Source organism: Rhodococcus wratislaviensis, assembly GCF_900455735.1.
Classification (GTDB): Bacteria; Actinomycetota; Actinomycetes; order Mycobacteriales; family Mycobacteriaceae; genus Rhodococcus_F; species Rhodococcus_F wratislaviensis.
In genome coordinates this window covers 61,501-78,055 of the sequence record NZ_UAUI01000022.1, presented here as the reverse complement: position 1 = coordinate 78,055, position 16,555 = coordinate 61,501, and the positions used below count along the sequence as shown (strand labels likewise).

13 protein-coding genes and 1 pseudogene are annotated in these 16,555 nt (G+C 68.8%); 6 read left to right on the top strand and 8 right to left on the bottom strand.

Features of this window, described 5'->3' with window-relative positions; translation table 11 throughout:
• Positions 1–68: 68 nt before the first annotated feature.
• From DTA22_RS23115 to DTA22_RS23105, 3 genes are all read left to right on the top strand, one after another.
• Positions 69–380: a DUF6802 family protein gene (locus tag DTA22_RS23115; RefSeq protein ID WP_112301347.1), complete on the top strand. Its 312-nt coding sequence runs from the start codon at positions 69–71 to the stop codon at positions 378–380.
• 274 nt (positions 381–654) lie between these two features.
• Positions 655–2,484: a phosphoenolpyruvate carboxykinase (GTP) gene (locus DTA22_RS23110; protein WP_037232979.1), complete on the top strand. Its 1,830-nt coding sequence runs from the start codon at positions 655–657 to the stop codon at positions 2,482–2,484.
• A 151-nt stretch (positions 2,485–2,635) separates the two neighbouring features.
• A complete protein-coding gene (locus DTA22_RS23105; protein ID WP_037232982.1) occupies positions 2,636–3,136 on the top strand; it encodes a hypothetical protein in 501 nt (166 codons plus the stop codon).
• A 34-nt stretch (positions 3,137–3,170) separates the two neighbouring features.
• On the opposite strand, the gene DTA22_RS23100 is transcribed toward DTA22_RS23105, so the two are convergent.
• From DTA22_RS23100 to DTA22_RS23075, 6 genes are all read right to left on the bottom strand, one after another.
• Positions 3,171–4,124: a cation diffusion facilitator family transporter gene (locus tag DTA22_RS23100; protein WP_245973355.1), complete on the bottom strand. Its 954-nt coding sequence runs from the start codon at positions 4,122–4,124 to the stop codon at positions 3,171–3,173.
• A 19-nt stretch (positions 4,125–4,143) separates the two neighbouring features.
• Positions 4,144–5,592, bottom strand: a complete 1,449-nt coding sequence (locus DTA22_RS23095; protein WP_112301026.1) for an aldehyde dehydrogenase — start codon at positions 5,590–5,592, stop codon at positions 4,144–4,146.
• 28 nt (positions 5,593–5,620) lie between these two features.
• Positions 5,621–6,766, bottom strand: coding sequence for a hypothetical protein (locus DTA22_RS23090; RefSeq protein WP_112301025.1), 1,146 nt, complete (start codon positions 6,764–6,766; stop codon positions 5,621–5,623).
• Positions 6,763–7,932, bottom strand: a complete 1,170-nt coding sequence (locus DTA22_RS23085) for a phosphotransferase family protein (RefSeq protein WP_112301024.1) — start codon at positions 7,930–7,932, stop codon at positions 6,763–6,765. The genes DTA22_RS23090 and DTA22_RS23085 overlap by 4 nt, the downstream gene beginning before the upstream one ends.
• Before the next feature lie 80 nt (positions 7,933–8,012).
• Complete coding sequence (locus DTA22_RS23080; protein ID WP_112301023.1) at positions 8,013–8,900, bottom strand: ROK family protein; 888 nt, start codon at positions 8,898–8,900, stop codon at positions 8,013–8,015.
• Positions 8,901–8,902: 2 nt separating this feature from the next.
• On the bottom strand, positions 8,903–9,658 hold the full coding sequence (locus DTA22_RS23075) for a class I SAM-dependent methyltransferase (protein ID WP_112301022.1): 756 nt from the start codon (positions 9,656–9,658) through the stop codon (positions 8,903–8,905).
• Positions 9,659–9,832: 174 nt separating this feature from the next.
• On the opposite strand from DTA22_RS23075, the gene DTA22_RS23070 reads away from it, so the two are divergent.
• A complete protein-coding gene (locus DTA22_RS23070) occupies positions 9,833–11,053 on the top strand; it encodes a glycosyltransferase family 4 protein (RefSeq protein WP_112301345.1) in 1,221 nt (406 codons plus the stop codon).
• Here DTA22_RS23070 and DTA22_RS23065 read toward each other — a convergent pair.
• Positions 10,994–12,715, bottom strand: coding sequence for a hypothetical protein (locus DTA22_RS23065; RefSeq protein ID WP_112301021.1), 1,722 nt, complete (start codon positions 12,713–12,715; stop codon positions 10,994–10,996). The two genes, DTA22_RS23070 and DTA22_RS23065, sit on opposite strands and share 60 nt — an antisense overlap.
• 54 nt (positions 12,716–12,769) lie before the next feature.
• On the opposite strand from DTA22_RS23065, the gene DTA22_RS23060 reads away from it, so the two are divergent.
• Positions 12,770–13,978, top strand: a complete 1,209-nt coding sequence (locus DTA22_RS23060) for a polysaccharide biosynthesis protein (protein WP_112301020.1) — start codon at positions 12,770–12,772, stop codon at positions 13,976–13,978.
• A 134-nt stretch (positions 13,979–14,112) separates the two neighbouring features.
• On the opposite strand, the gene DTA22_RS23055 is transcribed toward DTA22_RS23060, so the two are convergent.
• Positions 14,113–15,267 carry a DUF3068 domain-containing protein gene (locus tag DTA22_RS23055; protein ID WP_112301019.1) on the bottom strand — a complete coding sequence of 385 codons (1,155 nt, stop codon included), beginning with the start codon at positions 15,265–15,267 and terminating at the stop codon, positions 14,113–14,115.
• Positions 15,268–15,487: 220 nt separating this feature from the next.
• Here DTA22_RS23055 and DTA22_RS23050 point away from each other — a divergent pair.
• Positions 15,488–16,534, top strand: a pseudogene (locus tag DTA22_RS23050) (acyltransferase family protein); the annotation flags it as partial.
• Between the last annotated feature and the right edge of the window lie 21 nt (positions 16,535–16,555).

Here is a 16,555-nt window from a genome sequence, read left to right as displayed (position 1 = left end):
GTGTTGAATCATCTTGATATGTCTTGATTCGTGCGGGAAACTGGTCCGAAATGCGAAGGGAGACCGCGGTGGCGACGACTGACAGTTTTCTGGTCCCGGACGTGCCGGACCTCGATCCGAACACTTTCGGTCCCGATTCCGGCGCGGTCGCGCTCACCGATCCGACCCACGACATCGACGGAGACGGCGTCCTGGACACGCAGACCTTCGACGCAGGCGACGCCGTCGTCATCGCCTCCGACCTCGACTCGGACGGCGACGCAGACCATCTGACGATGATCCACGAGGACGGCGCGTACGCGTCCTGGGAGTTTCGCCGCGACGGCGACGGCGTCGTGCACTGGCAGCAGACCGATGGTGGGACTCTCGGTAACGGCTGAACACCTCCGAAATCCGCACTCCAGACCCGGGAAAGGCCCCTGGCAGCGCTACTGAATCGTTTCTGTGACCATTCCAACCGCACCCGATTCCCCGAGATGGGACTCGCGGCGTTAACCTCTAGGGATAGGACACCCGGCGCCCGCGTCTTCCATGTGGCATGGACGGCCTGGCTGGACCCCGCCGAGAGGGGAAATCGGACCGTCTGGCACTCGCTGCGAGGTTCTCTCAGCGGACGGCAGATGGTCCGGTTCCGGCTCACCCCAGGAGAGTTTGATGACCTCAGCGACCATTCCCGGTCTGAACGGAACTGACGGCACGCCCCCCACGGAGCACAGTGAGCTGCTCGCCTGGGTTCGAGAGGTTGCCGAACTCACTCAGCCCGACCGCGTCGTCTTCGCCGACGGCTCGGACGCAGAATGGGATCGACTGACCGAGCAGCTCGTCGAGGCCGGTACGTTCACGCGACTCAACGACGAGAAGAAGCCGAATTCGTTCGTCGGCAACTCGGACCCGTCGGACGTCGCACGCGTCGAGTCCCGCACCTACATCTGCTCGCGTGAAGAGATCGACGCCGGGCCCACCAACAACTGGATGGACCCGACCGAGATGCGGTCGCTCATGACCGACCTCTACCGCGGCAGCATGCGCGGACGCACCATGTACGTGGTGCCGTTCTGCATGGGCCCCCTCGGTGCCGACGACCCGAAGCTGGGTGTCGAGATCACCGACTCCGAGTACGTCGTCGTGTCCATGCGCATCATGACGCGCATGGGTACCGCCGCGATGGAGAAGCTCGGCACCGACAAGCCGTTCGTGAAGGCGCTGCACTCGGTCGGCGCACCTCTCGAAGAGGGCCAGGCGGACGTCCCGTGGCCGTGCAACGACACCAAGTACATCACCCACTTCCCCGAGGATCGCGAGATCTGGAGCTACGGTTCCGGCTACGGCGGAAACGCCCTCCTCGGTAAGAAGTGCTACTCGCTGCGCATCGCGTCGGCGATGGCCCACGACGAGGGCTGGCTGGCCGAGCACATGCTGATCCTCAAGCTGATCTCCCCGGAGGACAAGCCGTACTACATCGCGGCCGCGTTCCCGAGCGCCTGCGGCAAGACCAACCTCGCGATGATCCAGCCGACCATCCCCGGATGGCGCGCCGAGACCCTCGGCGACGACATCGCGTGGATGCGCTTCGGTGAGGACGGCCGCCTGTACGCCGTCAACCCGGAGTACGGCTTCTTCGGTGTCGCGCCGGGCACGAACTACGGGTCGAACCCGAACGCGATGAAGACGCTCGAGGCCGGCAACTCGCTGTACACGAACGTCGCGCAGACCGACGACGGCGACGTCTGGTGGGAGGGACTCGAGGGCGACCCGCAGCACCTCACCGACTGGAAGGGCAACGAGTGGACGCCCGAGTCGGGCGAGAAGGCCGCGCACCCCAACTCGCGCTACTGCACCCCGATGTCGCAGTGCCCGATCCTCGCTCCCGAGTGGGACGACCCGCAGGGTGTTCCGATCTCCGCGATTCTGTTCGGTGGACGCCGTAAGACCACGGTTCCGCTGGTCAGCGAGTCCTTCGACTGGCAGCACGGCACGTTCCTCGGTGCGACGCTGTCGTCCGAGCAGACCGCGGCCGCCGAGGGTGCCGTCGGCACCGTCCGCCGCGACCCGATGGCCATGATCCCGTTCATCGGCTACAACGCCGGCGACTACCTGAACCACTGGATCAACCTCGGCAAGCACGCGGATTCCGAGAAGCTGCCGAAGATCTTCTACGTCAACTGGTTCCGTCGCGGCGACGACGGCCGCTTCCTGTGGCCCGGTTTCGGCGAGAACTCCCGCGTGCTGAAGTGGATCGTCGACCGCATCGAGCACAAGGCCGGCGCCGAGTCCACCCCGATCGGATTCGTTCCGACCGCAGCCGATCTGGAGCTGGGCGGCCTGGACGTCAACGCCGACGATGTCGACGAGGCCCTGAAGGTCGACGTCGACGAGTGGAAGCAGGAGCTGCCGCTCATCGAGGAATGGTTCGAGTTCCTCGGCGAGAAGGTCCCCTCCGGCATCCGTGACGAGTTCGAGGCACTGAAGCAGCGCCTGAGCTAGCCCCTCCCCGGTGACCGAATGTCACAGTGGTTCAGTTCGACTGAACCACTGTGACATTCGTCGTTTCAGGGGAGATGTCTGCAGTAAACGCATACCATTCGGTTTGTAAAGCCTCGATTCTCGAAGCTCGCACCCGACGAAAGGATTGCAGATGCAGACAGGGACCACCAGGGGCATGAAACGACTCGCCGGAGGTGCCGCACTCGCTGCCGCAGCCGCCGCCACCGTAGCCATGACCATGCCGGCGACCGCTTCCGCAGCACCGGAAGTCCAGCCTCCCACCGTGGTGACCGCGGTCGACGGAAACACCCTCGGCATCACCGTCACCAACCCCAACGTCCTGAATCTGCTGGACGCCCAGTCCTGCGGTGCGGTGGCATTCGACGCCACCAAGCTGCCCGCCGTGCTCGCCGATCCCACCGTCGTTCTCGAACCGGGATTCGTCGCGTGGGCCACCAACCCGATCGAGCGCGTCGTCGCGAACGCGGCAGGCAACGCGGTCAAGACGTTCACCACACCGGAACTTCCGGACGGCGCGTACGCGGTCCTCGGCGAATGCCTGTCGCTGACCACCGTCGCCAACCCTCAGACCACGCTGCCGCAGATCGTCCTGGTCGGCGGCCCGCTGGGTGGGGTCCAGTTCGGCAGCTAGCTAGACCCGCAGAACCGGCGGCGAGCCGGCGATCTCACACCGTGATCGTCGGCTCGTCCTCTGTCGACAGGGTGAGTATCGCGCGGACCACGTGGGAGTTCCGTTCCAGCCGGGCCTCGAGGTCGCGGAGGGTGTGGGCGACACGAGACTCCGCGTAGTCGCCGACGAGGTCGACACTCGCCACCAGGTACGCCTGCCGCGGTCCCAGGTACTCCATGCGGAGAAACGTCACCCGGTCGACCTCGGGCAGCGCCTCGGGGGCCTCGATGCCGGCCTGGCGCAGGGCAGGAGACGCCTCCTCGCCGATCAGGAATCGGCGATTGCGGTCGATCAGGATCAGCGCGATGACCCCGAGCAGGATCCCGACCAGGATGGAGCCTATTGCGTCGGGGATCGCCGATCCCGTGATCTGGTGCAGCAGAACGCCCAGGAACGCGATGACCAAACCGATGAGCGCCGCGGCGTCCTCCGCGAACACGGCGCGCGTGGTGGGGTCCGACGTGCGCAGCGCGTGGGCCAGGACGTCGCGGTCGATGGCGACGGCCTCGGCGCGCAACTGCCGGTACGCCTGTTGGAACGAGATGGACTCGAGCACGAACGAGACACCGAGCACGACATATGCGACGGCGAAGTTCGTGGCAGGCTCGGCGTGCACGAGTTCCTGGATGCCGTGCGTGACGGACACCCCCGCACCCAGGGCGAACAGCCCGAGCGCCGCGAACATCGACCACACGTAGGCTTCCCGCCCGTACCCGAGCGGATGGATGCGGTCCGGTGAGCGCTTGGCCCGGGAATTGGCGATCAGGAGCAGGATCTCGTTGCCCGAGTCGGCCCACGAGTGCGCGGCCTCCGCCACCATCGACGCCGAGCCGGTGACCACGGCGGCGACGGTCTTGGCCAGTGCGATCAGTATGTTCGCGCCGAACGCGAGAACGACGGTGAGTGCAAGCCTGTGCGTGGTTGAGGAGTCCAGAGACTCGCCAACCACGCACGGGCGGCGAAGCCGCCTATCCGCTGTAGCCGGGCGGCATGAGGACGGACTTGGTCTCGCAGAACGCCTCGAGCCCCTCCGGTCCGTTCTCGCGACCGATCCCGGAGGCCTTGTAGCCGCCGAACGGTGAGCCGGGGTCGAACGCGTACCAGTTGATGGCGTACGTGCCGGTGCGGATCTGCTTCGCGACGGCGAGACCGTGGTCGATGTCGGTGGTGTACACCGAGCCGGCGAGTCCGTAGTCGGAGTCGTTGGCGATCTTGATCGCCTCGTCCTCGGAGTCGTAGGGAATCACGGACAGGACGGGTCCGAAGATCTCCTCGCGGGCGATCGTCATCGAGTTGTCGACGTCCGCGAAGATCGTCGGCTCCACGTACCAGCCCTTGTCGAGGCCTTCCGGACGGCCACCACCGAGCACCACGCGGGCACCCTGTTCCTTGCCCTTGGCGATGTAGCCCTCGACGCGGTCGCGCTGCTTCTCGGAGATCAGGGGCCCGAGTTGCGCGGCGGGGTCGGACGGATCACCGACGGTCATGAATCCGGCACCCGCCACGAGGGCGTCCAGGACCTCGTCGTAGCGGGACCGCGGGGCGAGGATCCGGGTCTGCGCGACGCACGCCTGACCGGTGTTCATGAGCCCGGACATCACCAGCATCGGCATGGTGGACGCGAGGTCGGCGTCCTCGAGGATGATGGCCGCCGACTTGCCGCCCAATTCGAGGGAGCAGCGCTTGAGGTTCTGCGCGGCGATGGCCCCGATCTTGCGGCCGACGGGACTGCTGCCGGTGAACGTGATCTTGTCGATCCCGGGATGCGACACCAGGTATTCACCGGTTTCGGCGCCGCCGGGCAGAACGGAGATGACGCCCTCGGGAACCCCCGCCTCGGCGAAGATCTCGGCGAGAAGGTGTGTGGAGAGCGGAGATTCGGGTGCCGGTTTCAGCAGGACTGTGCAGCCCGCGAGCAGCGCCGGGGACAGCTTGTTGACCGCCAGGAACAGTGGCACGTTCCACGCGAGGACCGCGGCCACCACACCGACGGGCTCCCGCAGCACTTTCGTCTGCCCGAACGCGCCGGTGCGGGTCTGCTCCCACTCGAACTCGTTCGCGAGTCCGGCGTAGAAGTTGAGGGTCGCGAGCGACGGCGTCTGCTGCATCATCCCGACCATCGCGGGCGGCTGACCCATCTCGGACGAGATCAGCGCGTTGAGGGCGTCGCCGCGCTCCTCGATGAGTTTCGCCGCCTTCGCGAGGATCTCCCCGCGCTCGGCGGGAGTCGTCTGCGGCCACGGACCTTCGTCGAAGGCCCGCCGGGCCACGGCGACGGCGTCGTCGATGTCGGCCGGCGACGCGACGGGACAGCTGCCGACGCGTTCCTCGGTTGCCGGAGAGAACACTTCGAGCACCTGATCGGTGGCCGGGGCCACCCACTTGCCGCCGATGTAGAGCTTGTCGTAGTCGGTCATGAGTCCATTCCTCGTGTCGTTCCCCCGGTCAGGAGGCGGTGTCGGTGAAACTGTCGAATCCGTACCGTGCGTGTGGGCCGATCGCCGCGACCTCGAACAGCCCGGTCCCGACGACCGTCTCGCCGTCGTCCTCGAGCCGGAAGCGGGTGAGATTGTCGACGGGGCAGAACATCCGGAGTCCCGGTTCGATCTCGGACGCTCGTTTGCGCAGTCCCTGCACCACGAGTTCGCCCTGCCACATGCCGTGACGCCAATCGGCTTCGAGGCCGTACCCCGTGCCGATACCGATGTAGTTGGGAACCAGCAGGTCGCAGGTGACGGTGACGACCTCGCCGGTCGGGCGGTGGAAACTCAGCGACGCCGACGTGACGTCCCGCGTCCCCGGTTCGAACTTCAGCTCGTGTTCGGGTCGGCCCAGCCATTCGGGTTCGCGGTCGGCGTCCGGCCAGATGCGGACGGCTTCCTCGACGATGCGCCTGCCGAGTTCGTCCTCCTGCAGGACGACGGAGACGGAGTAGTCCTCGAACTGCATCACCGAGTAGATCCAGAAGAAGTTCTGGATCCCGTCGACCGCCCGCCGTCCGGGGGGCTCGGACTCGCCGACCGGGCGCACTCCCCACGACCGGTCACGGTTGCCGCGCCAGGTGTCGGGGGTGACGGGGCGGCTCTGCCCGTCGATCGTGAGTTCGCCTGCCCAGGTGCCGGTCTGGACGAAGCGGCTCGTGTCGAACGTGACGCGCTCGAGTTGCCTGCGGAAGTGGCGGGGCTCCAGCGTCGCGGGGATCGCGCCGTCGAAGGTGAGGTCGAAGGAGAGGTCGTAGTCGCCGGGCTCGAGCACGACGCGCAGGCGTTGCAGACCCTCGAGGACCTCGACGCGGAACGGCCCGACGGTGCTGTCGGAGCGGTCGTGACCCAGGGCCGCCGACCCGCGGACGACGATGTGGTCGTCGCCCCGGCGGAGCACCGCGAACGCGTCCGTCACGCCGAGGTTGGGGTACTGCCCGAGACCGATGATGAGGAAGAGGTCGGACTCGGCCGACGGATAGCAGTTGAAGTAGTAGCGGTCGTAGAAGTTGCGGTCGGACGTGGCGACGCGCCGAATCGGTTCGGCCACCTGATGAATGGGGTAGTCGTCCATCGGGGAGAGCGGGTTTCCGGCGTAGTCGGCGGTCATCGGATCTTCTCCCAGTACGTGCCGTCGAGCATCGCCTCGAGCGACGCGCGGTGCATGATCATGTCGTCCGGATCCTCCGGAGCGACGGCCTGCCCGAAGTGGATGGCGCGCTCCTGGATCCGCAGCATGATGGTGGCCTGCCGCAGCGCCGCGTAGGCGGTGTAGTACTCGAGATCGCGGGGCGTGTGGCCCGTCAGTTCCTCGTAGAGGGCAGCGAGGTCGTCCAGTCGCAGGAAGTCGGGCATCCCGTCGAGTCCGGCTGACGCGGCGATGTCCTCGAAGAACCGGTGCAGGTACGTCATCCAGCCCAGGTCGAGTTCGCGGGGCCCGAGTGCGGCCATCTCCCAGTCGAGTACGGCCACGGGCCGGAAGTCCTCGAACATCATGTTGCCGATCCGGGCGTCGCCCCAGCAGAAGACGGCGGGGGAGGGGTCGTCCGGGAGATTGTCTTCCATCCATGCGAAACCGCGTTCGATCAACGGGGACCGGGGACCGGACTGCGTCGTCCACTCGTAGTACCCGCGTTGCTGCCGGATGTGCGCGGCGAGCGCCTCGGTGACGGTGGGACCCGAGCCGGGCAGTCGCAGGAACGCGAACCGCTCCCACGGCCGGTCGATGTCGTGCAGTTGCGCAAGCACATTCACCGCACTGTGCTGCAGCAGCGCGCGCTGCTCCTCGGTCGCCTCCGTCACCCACGACCCGAAGTTGTAGGGCATCACGTCCGGCGGGACCTGCCCGGAGACGCGGGCCATGACGAAGAACGGGGCGCCCAGCGGACCGGGATCGGATTCGGACCAGTAGACGACCGGGACCGGGACGGCGGAGTGCTCCCGGACCTGCGCCATCACCTGGAACTGTCCGTCGAGGTCGTACTCCGGGAAGACGGGCATCGTCGTGTCGGCAGGCGCGACCCGCGCGACCAGCGGGTGAACCTCGCCGGACCAGGCGGCGTCGAAGAGGATCGTCTCGCTCGACATGCCGTTCGCGTCGGGGAGATGGACGTGCGTGACCTCGGGTGCGGCGTCGGCGGGCAACTGGGCGGCGAGCCAGCGGTGCAGCGCGTCTCGCAGCACCTCCGGATCGCGGCGGGAATCAGTGGGCCGGGCGACTTCGGACGAGTGATCGGAGTCGTCGGCGGATCGGGCAGTGCTCGTGCTCACGGTCACCTCCTCTCCTGAACGTGGTGTGACCCTGAACACTAGAACACGTTACAGAATTTCGGAACAGGTGAGGAGATCCCGCTGTGTCAGCCCTCGCCGACGGCCAGGACTCCCGCCCCGACGAGCGTTCCGGAGGCGCCGAGTTCCGCCGGGACCACCCGCAGATCCGCGACGAACGACAACCGGGCGTGCCGGGCGGCGGCCGTGCGCATCGGCTCCCACAACGCGGGCCCGGCCTGCGCGAATCCACCACCGATCACCGCGAGGTCGACGTCGAAGAGGGCTGCGGCGGACGCGATTGCCTGCCCCAGTGCGGTCCCTGCGCGGTCGAGGGCGGCCACGGCGACGTCGTCACCGTCCGCGGCGGCCCTCGCCAGCGCGACGCCCGTCGTCCCGCGCCATCCCTGGGACCGGGCCCACCGCACGGACGACGGTCCGCTCGCCACCGTCTCCAGGCACCCCACCCCGCCGCACGTGCACGGCTCGGTTCCGCCAGGGACCACCAGGTGACCGATGTGTCCCGCGTTGCCGGTCCGGCCGGTGGCGATGCGGCCGCCGAGGACAACTCCGCCGCCGATGCCGGTGGACACGACGAGGCTCAGCAGGTCGGGGACACCGCGCCCGGCACCGTGGTGGTGCTCGCCGAGAGCGGCGGCGGCGCCGTCCATCGCCAGCCTCGCAGGGACGCCGGGAAAAAGTTCGTGCACGAGGCCGACCAGGCCGAACCCGCCCGCCCACTCGTCGATGTTGATGGGTGACGCGGTGCCGGCGACCGTGTCGACCGGTCCCGCGCAGGCGATGCCGACCGACGTGATTTTCGCCGTTCCCGCGACCTCCCGCAGCAGGGCGGCGCACGCGTCCCCGACTCCGGTCGCCGGCGTCGGGGTCGTCGCCGGGTGGGGCATCGTGCCGTCCGCGTCGACGATCCCGGCAGCCATCTTGGTGCCGCCGATGTCCAGAGCCAGCGCGACCACGGTCAGTGCTTCCGCATCACGAGAACGAGGTTGCTCACCAGGAACTCCCGCAGTCCGGGGACCCGCACCATCCACCACGCCCAGCGCGGGTGGTAGCGGGGGAAGGCCGCCAGGAAGTCCGCGTCCGGGGCGCGCCGGGCCCACCGAAGCCCGTCGGCCGCACCCACTTTGAACAGGGAGACGCCGTACCGGTTCTTGGGTTCGCGGCCGTTCTTGCGCAGGTAGCGGCGGGCGGCGTACTCACCGCCCAGCGCGTGCCACGGCCCGGTCTCGTGGCCGCCGAACGGGCCCCACCACAACGTGTAGGACAGCACGATCAGGCCGCCGGGTTTCGTCACCCGGACCATCTCGTCCGCCATTGCCCATGGTTCGCTGACGTGCTCGGCGACGTTGGAGGAGAAGCAGATGTCCACCGAGGACGTCCGGAACGGCAGCGCCAACCCCGACCCGCGCACCGCGCCGCCCACGGCGAGGCCCGCGGCATGCATCTCCGACGGATCCGGCTCCACCGGGACGTACCGGGCGCCGGCCTGCTGGAACACGTCCGCGAAGTAACCGGGTCCGCCGCCGACGTCCAGGACCGTCGTCCCCGTGAGATCCGATTCGGTCAGACCGCCGTACAGGTCGCCGATCAGCTCGACGGAGTCGCGGGCGAGGGCGCCGTAGAACAGGTCGGGTGCGGTCTGTTCGTGCCGGAAGTCGCTGAGCAGGCCGAACGACCGCTTCAGGGTTGCCCGTCGACCGAATCGCCGGGTCACGGGAGGCGTCGTCACGAGACTGAACCTTAGCGAGTGCAGCCGCCGGGCCCCCAATCCGTTCGCGGTGGCTGCAACATCCCGTGGAATGCGACCGATAGGGTGTTCGGGGACTACCGCGCGGAACGTCCCGCCCCGAGACCACATGTACCGCACCGACCACAGGAGTATATGAACGTGCGAGAGGTTCTGCTGCTCTGCTGGCGCGACACCGGTCACCCGCAGGGTGGCGGCAGTGAGCGGTACCTCGAGGAGGTCGGCGCCCAGCTCGCGGCGCGGGGAATCAAGGTCACCCTCCGCACCGCCGGTTACCGCGGCGCGGCCAAGAAGGAAACCGTCGACGGCATCGAGATCAGCCGGGCGGGCGGACGGTACAGCGTCTACCCCCGCGCCCTCGCCGCGATCGCCGCGGGCAGGCTCGGGTTCGGACCGCTGCGAGGGATCCGCCCCGACGCCGTCATCGACACCCAGAACGGCATCCCGTTCTTCTCCCGCGTCGTCGCCGGCGCACCCGTGACGCTGCTCGTGCACCACTGCCACCGCGAGCAGTGGCCCGTGGCAGGCCGGTTGATGGGCAAGATCGGCTGGTGGGTGGAATCCCGGTTGTCGCCGCGCACCCACCGGGACGACCAGTACCTCACCGTGTCGCTGCCGTCCGCCGACGAACTCGTCGAACTCGGCGTCGAGCGCGAACGGATCGCGGTGGTACGCAACGGCGCCGACGACATCCCGGTCGGCGTGGACATCGGCGGCGCCGACACCCGGACCGTGCACCCCAGCGTGTGCGTCCTGTCCCGGCTGGTGCCGCACAAGCAGATCGAGGACGCCCTCGAGGCCGTCGCGGCGCTGCGTCCCACGATCGCCGACGTGCACCTCGACGTCATCGGTGGCGGCTGGTGGGAGCAGAATCTCCGCGACCGCGCGCACGAACTGGGCATCGGCGACGCCGTCACGTTCCACGGGCACGTCGACGAAACCCGTAAGCACCAGTTGCTGTCGCAGTCCTGGGTGCACGTGATGCCGTCCCGCAAGGAGGGGTGGGGTCTGGCCGTCATCGAGGCCGCCCAGCACGGGGTCCCGACCGTCGGTTACCGCAGCTCCAAGGGGCTGACGGATTCGATCGTCGACGGCGTGACCGGTGTTCTGGTCGGCAGCGCGGAAGCGGCGACGGCCGACGTCGGCGAACTGACCGCGGCCGTCAACACCCTCCTGCTCGACCCCGAGACGCGCATGGTCCTCGGTGAGAAGGCGCGGGTCCGCGCGGGTGAGTTCTCCTGGAAGCACACCGGGAACGGCGTCCACGAGGTGCTGGCGGGCACGGCCGCGGGCCTGCGGACGTCAGGGCTGGTGTCGCCGGCGCTGGCGCGTCCGGGCCTCGAGCACGCCCGCGCCGAGTAGACCACCGGTCAGCAGCAGCGCCCACAGCACGTGGGCCGCGATCACCGTCGCGCGCGCCCAGTCGGACGCCTCGTGCCGTGCGACGTCGCCGTCGACGCGGTACAGCTCCAGATGCTCGTCCGAGAACTGTCGCACCAGACCGGCCAGGGTGGTCGCGGATTCGCCGCGCGGTCCGGGCGTGTCGCGCTCGACCAGGACCCACCGGACACCCAGCGACGCGAGATCGGCGGCGGAACCGCCGGTGAGCAGCACCCGTTCCACCTGCTGCGCCCGGGACCCCTCACCCTTCACCGTGCCACCGGCCACCACCAGCTCGCCCGTCTGCAGGACGTCCGCGGGCAGCATCCTCGGGGCGGGGTCGAGGACGGGCGCGGAACCGCTGTAGGAGAACTTGCGGAACATCCCGGTGGGCAGCACGGCGACGTCCCCGCTGTGCGCGTCGCGCTCCACCTCGGCGGCCACCTGCTGCCACGACGGCGGATAGTGAACCGGGCGCAGCGCGCCACCGACTCCCCACGCGAGGTCGGGGAGGGCGAGCAGCACGACCAGGACGGCCGAGACGGACCACGTGCCGGGGCGTCGCAGCACCGCGGCCGCGGCGGCGAGCGCATACAACGGCGCCGCGAGCGCCACCCACTTCTGCGCGTCCCGCAGCAACCCCGCGCCGGGGACGTTCTGCACCAGCCAGCGGCCGATGTCGAGACCCCACGCGGTCGCGCCGAGTGCGGGCAGCAGCACCGCCACCAGCGCGATCGCCGTCAGTGCGGCGACCACGGGATGCCGTCGCCGCCGCCACAGCGCCGGCAGTCCGCACAGGACGACCGCGAGCAGCAGGACCGTTCCGACGAGTGCGAACAGCGTGGTCCGGGTCTCGGGGACGGCGGTCTCGTTCCACACGCCGCCGAGTCCGGCGAGACTGCCGAGAGTCGCCAGCCCCGGCTCGGCGCGCGCCGCGAACGCCGCGACCCCGGCGGGATCGGAGCCGTCCGCGCCGCCGCCGGCCAGGGCCGTGGCGACCAGCCACGGCGCGCTCGCGACGACGAACAGGCCCAGCGCGCCCGTCACCCGGAGCCACGCGGCGGATCGTCCGCCGGGGAGCGCGAGGACGGCCACCGCGGTCACCGCGGCGAGCAACACCCCGGTGGGCGTCAGACCGGCCGCGGCGAGGCAGGCCGCGAGGGCGAACCATCCCCGGCGGTGACCCCGTCGAATCGCGACCGCCGCGCACACCGTCCACGGCAACGCCGCGTATCCGGTCAGCAGGCTCCAGTGACCCTGCAGCAGTCGCTCGGCGACGTACGGGTTCCACACCGTCACCGTCACGGCCACGAGCTGAGGTCCGAGCCCCGCCGTCGGCAGGACGGTGCGGACCATCCGGGCCGCGCCCCAGCCGGCCGCCCACAGCGCGAGCAAAAGGATCGCCTTCACCACCAGGCCGCCGTCGACGACGGCGCTCAGCGTCGCGAGGAGAGCGTCCTGCGGCACGGCCCGTGCGGCGGCGTCCGTGAGACCGAGCGCCGAGTCCGTCGGATACGAGCGGGGGGTGCTGACCGCGTCCCGCAACAGCAGGTAGCCCGGACCGAGCAGCGGCCCGAGGATCAGCAACGCCAGAAGGAGGCTGTAGACCGCCGCGACGAACGATGCTCGGCGCCGGGCGGTCATGGGCCGTCACGATACGTGGTGCATCGACCCGGCTCGCATGGCACGTAGTGCATCATGGGGCGCATGCCACGCCCGACCCTCACCAGCTCGGCGGTCGCCGGGGTGACGATGGTGACGGCGGGCTCGATGATCGCGAACATCGCGTCCTACCTGCTGCATCTGCCGGCGAGCCGCTGGCTCGGTCCGGCGGGCTACGGGGAGTTCGCGAGTCTCCTGGCGGCCCAACTCGTCCTCGCCGTCCCCGCTCTCGCACTGCAGACCGTCGTCGCCCGCGAGGTGGTCCGGGGCAAGGGCGCCCACGCGGTCCGGGTGCTGGGGTACCGCTGCGCGGTGATCGTCGCGGTCGCGGCGATGCTGCTCGCACCCCTCGTGTCCTGGGCCCTCGACACCGGCGTGCTCGCCACGTTCTCGGCGCTGATCACGGCGCCCGTCCTGGTCCTGCTCGCCACCGAACAGGGACTGCTGCAGGGCGCGGCACGGTTCGGCCCGCTCAGCGTCGTCCTCGCGGCAGCCGGTGTCGCGAAGGTCGTTCCCGCGGTCGTGGTGCTGGCCGTCGGCGCCGGGCCGGGGCTCGCCCTCGCCGCCAGCGCGGTCGGCACCGGGCTGGTGGCCCTGTGTGCGCGCCTGTTCGCCGATTCCGGGATCACCGGGGAGTCGAGCACCCGGATCGGCGTCGCGGCTGTGCTGAAGGCGTCTCAGGTGCAGTTGGCGCTGATCGCGTTGTCGTCGATGGACCTGGTGATCGCCCGGATCGTGCTCAGCAACGACGACGCCGGCCTGTACGCGCTGGGCGCTGTCGCCACCAAGGCCGCGTTCTGGCTACCGCAGGCCGTCGGGGTGGTGCTCTATCCGCGGATGGCGAATCCCGCGCACTCCGCGCAGGCGATCCGGTCGGCGCTCGCCGTCCTCGTCGGACTCGGGGCGGCCCTCGTGGCAGGCGTCGCGGCGGCCGCCCCTCTCGTCCCGCTCCTCGTCGGCGACGCGTATCAGCCCGTCCAGTCGCTGCTGTGGCTGTTCGCGCTCCACGGTGCCTGCCTGGCCGTCCTGCAGGGCGCCCTGCTGTCCGCCATCGCGGGGGAGCGGACGCACCTCGCTGTGATCGCCTGGATCGGCTTCGCCGTCGAGATGACCGCGATGCTGACCCTCGCCTCCACGATCGGGCAGTTCATCGCCGTCGCCGTGACGGTCGCGTCGAGCACCGCGCTGGTCGTCAGCATCCTCGCCGTGCGCAGCGCGCGGCGTGATGCCCCGCGCCCGATGTGACATCCGTTCGGTCCGACGAGCCGCCTGTGGCATCGGGTGACACCGCACAGTCCGCACCGGAACGACGAAGGGGACCTCGGTGAAGTACCGAGGTCCCCTTCGCACCGGACTACGTGGCGTCCGGCTGTACCGCTCTATCGCTCGTCGTACCGGCGCGGATCTTGCACGGGAATCTCTTCCGTCTTGTCCGTGGTCCAGTCGTGCTGCTCGGTGGGAGCCTCCGACTTGTCCAGGTCGACGTGACGGCCACCGTCGCTCGGCGGGTAGTCGTCGCCGGCGGTGTGCGCGGGCTGCCTGCCCTTGCCTCCGCGCAGACCCAGGACGAGACCTGCGATCAGCGCGATGACACCGAGGATGCCGGCGATGATCGGCACGGTGCGACCGAACGTGCTGATCTTGTCCATGCCGTCCTTGGCCTGCTGGACCTGGTATTCGATGGTCTGCTCGTTGAAGGGCAGTTCCACCTTCAGGACGTCGATCTCCGGCTTGTCCTTGTTGCGGGCGTAGTACTGGTGCAGCTGCTCCTGGCCCTTGACGACGACACCGGTCTCGGGCTCGACCCACAGGTCGCGCACGTTGGTGTACCAGCGGGTCATCGTGACGGGGAGGGTGCCGCCGGGGACGCCCCACGCCTCGGCGGGCAGCGTCAGCTTGTTGGTGGGCGAGCTGACCACCTTCGACAGGTCGACCGGGTCGATCGTCTGGTTGTAGTGGTACACCTTCAGGCCGTTGATCTCCGTCTCCTCGACGAAGTTGATGTCCTGGGTGGCGCGCGCGTTCAGGTCGAAGTAGGGGTAGCTCTGCTTCTCCGAGTTGAACGGGAACTTGTACTGCAGTCCGTCGCGCGAAACTTCCTCGGCAGGCTGGTTGGGCTGCGTCTGGATGGTGCCCACCGGGTCGTTGGTCGGCATCGACGTCTTGCGGTCGACGGTGTTGCGGTCGACGATCGCGGACAGCAGTCCGGTGTCGCCCTGCTTGTCGGTGCGCCGCAGCGTCTGCCCCGCCTGGAGAGTGACGACGTCCGCGTCCGCGGGGTCTTCGGTGGTGACGTAGCGCTGTGACACCAGTGGAACGTTCGTGTTGACTTCGGCCTTGCCTGCGAGAAGAGCCTGCGAGTTGAGCACGCTGCCGGAACCTTCGGCGATCGTGGTCACTTCGAGGTCCAAGGGCGTCTTCTCCAATTTGCCCACCGTGTAGGTGGGAATGAGAATAGCGACGGCCAAGAGGAAGGCACCGAGGCCCACCAGAATGCAAGCAAGTATCCGGCTCGGCCCTGAGCGCTCCGCCATGCTTTCTCTCCTAACCCAATTCTGTCGATTGAGATTCCCCCACCGGCAGCACGGCTGCACGGATCGCATGGAGCCCACATCGACACCACGTGAGGCAAAACACTAACAGTCTCGAATGCGCATTTGCCCCATCGGATAGTAAACGCATCGGCCGTTCGCCAGCGAAGTGACTCGAACGGAGTTTTCCGTCACAGCCCCCGGACCAGGCACACTGTTGGTGATGAGCACCTCGGCCACCACCACGAGCACGACCGCACCGCCGCGCAGTTTCATTCCCGCACTCGAGGGAATGCGCGGTCTCGCGGCGCTGGGGGTGCTCGTGACGCACGTCGCGTTCCAGACCGGTTCGACGCACGTGCCCGTTCTCGGGCGCATCTGGGGACGATTCGATCTGGCGGTGGCGGTCTTCTTCGCGCTGTCCGGATTCCTGTTGTGGCGCAGCCATGCCGGGGCGGCGCGGGGGATGGGCTCCGCCCAGGGAATCGTCCGGTACTGGATCTCGCGGGCGACGCGCATCCTGCCCGCGTACTGGGTCGCCGTGGCGGTGGTGTTGACGTTCCTGCCCACCGCGAACGCGAGTTACCGCACGTGGTGGGCGAATCTCGGTCTCGTGCAGGTGTTCGTGCCCCTTACGCTCACCGACGGTCTGACCCAGATGTGGAGCCTGTCGGTGGAGGTGGCCTTCTACCTGGTGCTTCCGTTGCTGGCGTTCGCGCTGGTCCGGTTGCGGGGTCCGGCTGCGCGGCTGCGGGTTCCGGCGATTCTCGCGTTGATCGCGGTGAGTCTGACGTGGGCATTCGTCCCGGTGTCGACGCCGGGTGGCATTCATCACGACAACTGGCTGCCCGGGTACCTGCCCTGGTTCGGAGCCGGGATGTTGCTCGCCGAACTGGCGGTGAGTCCGCCCGGCCGGATGCACCGCTGGGCGCATCATCGCGTCCGGATGTTTCTCGTCGCCGCAGTGGCATTCGCGCTCACCGCGACCGACCTCGCCGGCCCGGAGGGGCTGGTGCGTCCCGAACCGTGGCAGTACGCCGTCAAGATGGCGCTCGGCGCCGTCATCAGCTTCGCGCTGATGGCCCCGCTGGTGCTGTCCGACACGTCCACCCACCGCTACCTCGCGAGTCCGCTCGCTCTCGCCGTGGGCCGCTGGTCGTACGGCATCTTCATCTGGCACCTCGCGGTGCTGTCGATCGTCTTTCCGGTGTTCGGGCTCGTTCCGTTCACCGGCCACTTCGTCTACATCCTCTTCCTGACGACGGTGATGAGCGTCGCGGTCGCGTCGGCC

What these genes read in the sequence shown, in the direction of transcription:
- DTA22_RS23110 (WP_037232979.1), top strand. Translation starts at nt 655, where the DNA reads ATGACCTCAGCGACCATTCCCGGTCTGAACGGAACTGACGGCACGCCC.
- DTA22_RS23105 (WP_037232982.1), top strand. Translation starts at nt 2,636, where the DNA reads ATGCAGACAGGGACCACCAGGGGCATGAAACGACTCGCCGGAGGTGCC.
- DTA22_RS23095 (WP_112301026.1), bottom strand. Translation starts at nt 5,592, where the DNA reads ATGACCGACTACGACAAGCTCTACATCGGCGGCAAGTGGGTGGCCCCG.
- DTA22_RS23090 (WP_112301025.1), bottom strand. Translation starts at nt 6,766, where the DNA reads ATGACCGCCGACTACGCCGGAAACCCGCTCTCCCCGATGGACGACTAC.
- DTA22_RS23065 (WP_112301021.1), bottom strand. Translation starts at nt 12,715, where the DNA reads ATGACCGCCCGGCGCCGAGCATCGTTCGTCGCGGCGGTCTACAGCCTC.
- DTA22_RS23060 (WP_112301020.1), top strand. Translation starts at nt 12,770, where the DNA reads ATGGGGCGCATGCCACGCCCGACCCTCACCAGCTCGGCGGTCGCCGGG.
- DTA22_RS23055 (WP_112301019.1), bottom strand. Translation starts at nt 15,267, where the DNA reads ATGGCGGAGCGCTCAGGGCCGAGCCGGATACTTGCTTGCATTCTGGTG.